2 protein-coding genes are annotated in these 6,011 nt (G+C 71.3%); one reads left to right on the top strand and one right to left on the bottom strand.

Annotation, left to right across the window (positions count from 1 at the left end):
- Positions 1 to 4,664: NAD-glutamate dehydrogenase (locus KBX39_RS20455; protein ID WP_210871999.1), on the bottom strand; the 4,664-nt coding region annotated here is incomplete at its 3' end.
- Positions 4,665 to 4,952: 288 nt separating this feature from the next.
- Between KBX39_RS20455 and KBX39_RS20450 the strand changes: the two genes are divergently transcribed.
- The coding region (locus KBX39_RS20450) for an NTF2-like N-terminal transpeptidase domain-containing protein (protein ID WP_282102441.1) at positions 4,953 to 6,011 on the top strand (1,059 nt) is incomplete at its 3' end.

Genomic DNA, 6,011 nt, shown 5'->3' with positions numbered 1-6,011 from the left:
AAGCTGTACATCAGGCGGGTCGCCTGCTCGGCCAGGTCACGCGGCAGCCCCCGGTCGACGAGCGACTCGATGTGCGCCGCGATGGCCTCCCGCTCGGTGCCCCAGAACCGGTGCTCCAGGTCCGGCAGGAGCTGGGCCACGCCGCCACGCAGCCGGTCGATCTCCGCCGGCACGTCGATCGGCGACCGGCGGTTGGTGACCAGCCAGCGCACCGCGCGGTCGAGCAGCCGCCGGGTGTCCAGGTAGACGGCGGTCTGCAGCTCGGGCGAGACCTTGTTGTCCAGCGCCTCGACCGCGTCCCAGAGGTCACGCAGGCCGAACACCTCGCGGACCACCACGTACGCCCGGAGCACGTCCGCCGCGGAGGCGGCCGTCTCCTCGACCACCCGGAAGACGAACGAGATGCCGCCCCGGTTGATCGCCTCGTTGACCAGGACCGTGGTGACGATGTCCCGGCGCAGCCGGTGCCGGCCCATCCGGTCGGCGAAGCGCTGCCGCAGCGGCGTCGGGAAGTAGTTGACCAGGATGTCGGTCGTCCACTCCTCGTCCGCCAGGCCCTCGCCGACGATCTCGCGCTCCAGCACGATCTTGACGTACGCGAGCAGCACCGCGAACTCCGGCGCGGTCAGCCCGCTCTCGGTGCGGACCGCCAGCTCCTCGTCCGACGGCAGCGCCTCCAGGGCCCGGTCCAGCGCGCCGGACCGCTCCAGGTCGTTGATCATCCGCCGGTGCACCGGGAGCAGCGAGGCGGCCTGGGCCTGGGCGTTGTTCAGCGCCCGCGCCTGGTCGTAGTTGTCCCGCAGCACCAGCTCGGCGACCTCGTCGGTCATCCGGGCCAGCAGCTCGTCACGCTCCGGCCGGTCCAGCTCCCCGTCGGCCACCGCCGTGTTGAGCAGGATCTTGATGTTGACCTCGTGGTCGGAGCAGTCCACACCGGCCGCGTTGTCGATGAAGTCGGTGTAGATGCGGCCGCCGGTCGACGCGTACTCGATCCGGCCCTGCTGGGTGAAGCCCAGGTTGCCGCCCTCGCCGACCACCCGGCAGCGCAGGCTCTTGCCGTCCACCCGGATGGCGTCGTTGGACTTGTCGCCGACCTCGGCGTTGGTCTGGCTGGACGCCTTGACGTAGGTGCCGATGCCGCCGTTCCAGAACAGGTCCACCGGCGCGGTGAGGATCGCCTTCATCAGCTCCTGCGGGCTGAGCTGCGTGACGTCCTCGTCGAGGCCGAGCACCGCGCGGACCTGCGGCGAGATCGGCACCGACTTCGCCGTACGCGAGTGGACGCCGCCGCCTTCGGAGATCAGCTCGCGGTCGTAGTCCTCCCACGACGAGCGCGGCATGTCGAACAGCCGCTTGCGCTCCTCCCACGACCGGGCCGAGTCCGGATCCGGGTCCAGGAAGATGTGCCGGTGGTCGAACGCGGCCACCAGCCGGATGTGCTTCGACAGCAGCATCCCGTTGCCGAACACGTCGCCGGACATGTCACCGACGCCGACCACAGTGAAGTCCTGCGTCTGGGTGTCGTGCCCCAGCTCCCGGAAGTGCCGCTTGACCGACTCCCAGGCGCCCCGGGCGGTGATGCCCATCTTCTTGTGGTCGTAGCCGGCCGAGCCGCCGGAGGCGAACGCGTCGCCCAGCCAGAAGCTGTGCGCCTCGGAGATCTCGTTGGCGATGTCGGAGAACGTCGCGGTGCCCTTGTCGGCGGCCACCACCATGTACGGATCGTCGCCGTCGTGCCGGACCACGTCCTCGGGCGGCACGATCTCGCCGCTGACGATGTTGTCGGTGACGTCCAGCAGCGCGGAGATGAACTCCTTGTAGCAGATCACCGCCTCGTCCCGGTCGCCCGGCTTCTGCTTGAGCACGAAGCCGCCCTTGGCGCCGACCGGCACGATCACCGCGTTCTTCACCATCTGCGCCTTGACCAGGCCGAGCACCTCGGTCCGGAAGTCCTCGCGCCGGTCGGACCAGCGCAGGCCGCCGCGGGCCACCGGCCCGTAGCGCAGGTGCACGCCCTCGAACCGGGGCGAGTAGACGAAGATCTCGAACTTGGGTCGCGGCGCGGGCAGGTCCGGGATGGCCTGCGGGTCCAGCTTGAACGCCACGTACGGCTTGGGCCGCCCGCCCACCGGCTTCTGGTAGAAGCTGGTGCGCAGCGTGGCCTGGATCAGCGTCAGGTAGGCCCGCAGGATGCGGTCCTGGTCGAGGCTGGCCACCTCGTCCAGCGCCTCGCCGATCGCGTCGACCAGCTCACCGCTGCGCTGCCGCCGCTCGTCGAGCGTGGTGGCGCCCGGGGCGAACCGGGTCTCGAACAGCTTCACCAGCAGTTCGGCGATCTGCGGGTACGCGATGAACGTCTGCTCCATGTACTCCTGGGAGAACACGGTGCCGGCCTGGCGCAGGTACTTCGCGTACGCGCGCAGCACGACGACCTGCCGCCAGGTGAGCCCGGCCCGGAGCACCAGCTCGTTGAAGCCGTCCACCTCGGCCTCGCCCCGCCAGGCGGCGGCGAAGGCGTTCTCCACGTGCGGACGTACCTCGGCCAGGTCCTGGTGCCGCTCGGGCAGCTCCAGACCGAAGTCGTAGAGCCAGATCCGGCCGTCGACGCGCTCCACCTCGTACGGGTGCTCGTCGACCACCTTCACACCGAGCGAGTGCAGCACCGGCAGCACGGCGGAGAGCATCATCGGCTCGCCGTACCGGTAGACCTTGAACCGCACGTCCATCGCCTCGTCGGCGTCGGCGGCGCGGGCGGCGTACGGACGCGGCGGCGCCTGCTTGCGGAACAGGTGCATCTCCAGCTGGCCGGGCTCCTCCAGCAGCTCCAGCTTCGCCAGGTCCTTCATCGCCTCGTACGGCGTGTGCCCGTCCTTGTAGCCCTCCGGGAACGCGTCGGCGTACCGGGCGAACAGGTGCTTGGCCTGCTCGTCGCCGAGCTTGCGCTCCAGCACCAGCCGGTAGTCGTCGTCCCAGAGGCGGGTCGCGTCGGCCAGCTCCTCGGCGAGCAGGTCGGCGTCGATGTCACCGGGCGGGTTGTTCGGGTCGGTCCGCACGATGAAGTGCACGCGGGCCAGCATCGACTCGGTCACCCGGGTGGTGTAGTCGACGCCGACGCCGTTCAGCTCGCGCAGCAGGATGTCCTGCATGCGCAGCCGGTTCTGCGTGGTGAACCGGTCCCGCGGCAGGTAGATCAGGCAGGAGATGAACCGCCCGTACGCGTCGCGGCGCAGGAACACCCGCAGCTGCCGGCGGCCCGCCATCCGCAGCACGCCGATCACCGCGTGGTAGAGGTCGTCGGTCTTGATCTGGAACAGCTCGTCGCGCGGGTACGTCTCCAGGATCTGCAACAGGTCCTTGCCGGAGTGGCTGCGCAGGCTCAGGCCCGAGCGGTCGAGCACCTCGGCGACCTTGCGCCGGACCACCGGCAGCTCCTGCACGCTGGTCCGGTACGCGGCGGTGGAGAACAGGCCCAGGAAGCGCCGCTCCCCGACCACCTCGCCGGCCTCGTTGAAGATCTTGAAGCCGATGTAGTCGAGGTACGCCGAGCGGTGCACGGTGGCACGCGAGTTGGCCTTGGTGATGATGAGCAGGCGCTTCTCCAGCACCTTCTCGTGCGCCTCGGGCGTCATCGAGTTCAGCGACCGGGCCTCCGGCGAGTCCGACCGCAGGATGCCCAGGCCGGTGCCGAGCACCGCCTCCAGGGCCTGCCCGCCGCCGCGCGCGCCGTCGGCGTCGACCAGGCGGTACTCGCGGTAGCCGAGGAACGTGAAGTGGTCGTGCGCCAGCCAGCGCAACAGCTCCACCGAGTCGGTGATGTCCTTTTCCGGCACCGGCGGGCGGTTGTCCGACGTCCGGGCGGCGGCCAGCTCGTCGGCGAGCGCGAGGGCCCGCTGCCGCATCTTCGGCCAGTCCTCGACCGCCTCGCGCACGTCGGTGAGCACCCGCTGCAACTCGCGGCGCAGCGCCTCCCGCTCGGCCGGGTCGCGGACCGGGTCGATCTCGATCCGCATCCAGCTCTCGACCAGGTCACCGGCGATGGCGTCGTCCGGCTCCACGTCCGCCGAGACCTCGGTGAGCCGGCCCAGCGGCTCGCGCCGCACCACGACCAGCGGGTGCACCAGCAGGTGCACGTCGAGGTGACGGGAGTTGAGCAGGGCGGTCACCGAGTCGACCAGGAACGGCATGTCGTCGGTGACGATCTCGACGACCGTGTGGTGCTGCTCGGCGTCCGGCTCGTGGATGCGCAGCTTCAGCTCGCCCGGAACCCGCTGCTGGGCCAGGTCCCGGTGGGCCCGGGCCGCCTCCAGCATCTCCTCGGCGGTGAAGCCGATCAGCTCCTCGTCCGGCGCGAACCGCCAGAAGCGGTCCACGAGTGTGGCCGCGTCGTGGTCGTCGCCGGCCAGCGCGACCGCCTGGGCGACCAGCCGCTCCGCGTTGGGAACGGGCTCGTCCAGCTCGGCGTCCTCCGACTCGTCGGCCAGTGCCTGCGTGGGCAGGCCCAGGTCGTAGAGGGTGTCGATGCTGGAACCGGTCATCCCGGTCACTCCTGTGTCGAGACGGCTGAAACCGTCCCCGTCGGTCGCCGAATCGAAGCTGTCGTCGTCCCGGCCGGTGTCAGCCTGCCGGAGGTCGGGTCCCGGTTTGATCGCCGGACGCCGGTCCATCGGTGCCACTCCCCTCGACCCACCGCACTGTGGGTCACTCTGCCGCCCAGCCTAGGCCCTACCGCGTGGTACCTCCCGCGGCGGACCACCGGCCGGACGTCCGGATCGGGACTCTGTCCTTTCACCCGTTGCGGGTTCGTGGTCGGCCGCCCGCGGAGTACCCCGACTGGCGATGTTCATCACACTGCCACACGGGGCTTTCCGCGCTGCCGGAGGCCGTGGCGGGGCGGTGGTGAGCGCCGGGCCGTACTAGCGTGCAGGGCAGTTGAGCACCGGAGGGACCGCTTCATGCCCGTGTCGTACCCCGTCCGCCCCAGCCGTCACACCCGTCGTCGCCTCCTCGCGGGGCTGGCCGCCGCCCTGGTCACAGCGGGCGCGCTGACCGGCTGCTCCGGCGACGACGGCCCGGAGGCGGCCGTCGAGGCGTTCCTCGGCGGCTGGCGCTCCGGCGACCTGCAGGCGGTCGGCTTCATCCAGCCGGCCGGCGGGCGGGTGGCGGCCGGCGAGGTGACCAAGCAGCTCCAGGCGCTCGCCGGTGAGCTGGCCGCCAACCCGCCGGAGCTGACGCGCACCGGCGAGATCACCACCAAGGGCGACGTCGCCACCGCCCGGGTCAAGGTGAGCTGGGCACTCCCCGGCGGCGCCCGCTGGGCCTACGAGAACCCGGTACGCCTCAAGCGCGGCGGCGACGACCAGTGGCAGGTGATCTGGGAACCGGCTGTGGTGCACGAGAAGCTGGAGAGCGGCGACCGGATCGCGCTGCGGCGGGAGCCGGCGCAGCGCGCCGGCGTGCTGGACGCCGCCGGCCAGCCGATCGTCGCGCCGCGCCCGGTGGTCCGGGTGCAGGTCGTTCCCGGCGAGGTCACCGACGTGCCCGGCCTGGTCAAGAAGCTGGACGCCGCGTTCAAGGCGATCCGGCCCGCGCTCAGCCCGCCGGTCGACCTGGGCGACCTGCCCAAGCGGCTCAAGGAGGCGAAGCCGGACGGGCTCGTCGAGGTGGTGACGCTGCGTGAGGACGCATACCGGCAGATCAAGCCACGCATCTACGAGCTGCCCGGCACCCGGTTCGCCACCGACCAGCTCATGCTGGCCCCGACGCGCGAGTTCGCCCGGGCGCTGCTCGGCTCGGTCGACCAGGCCACCGCCGACGATCTGCAGGCCCACCCCGAGCGGTACGCGCGCGGCGACCTGGTCGGCCACGGCGGCCTCCAGGGCCGGTACGACGAGCGGCTGCGCGGCGTCACCGGCGTCACCGTGATCACCGAGCGGACCACCCCGGACGGCAAGGTCGAGCCGACCGGCACGGAGCTGTACCGCGCCGACCCGAAGCCCGGTCAGCCGGTGAAG

This window comes from Micromonospora sp. D75, assembly GCF_018070405.1.
In the GTDB taxonomy this organism is placed as follows: domain Bacteria; phylum Actinomycetota; class Actinomycetes; order Mycobacteriales; family Micromonosporaceae; genus Micromonospora; species Micromonospora chalcea.
This window is presented reverse-complemented; position numbering and strand designations above follow the sequence as displayed.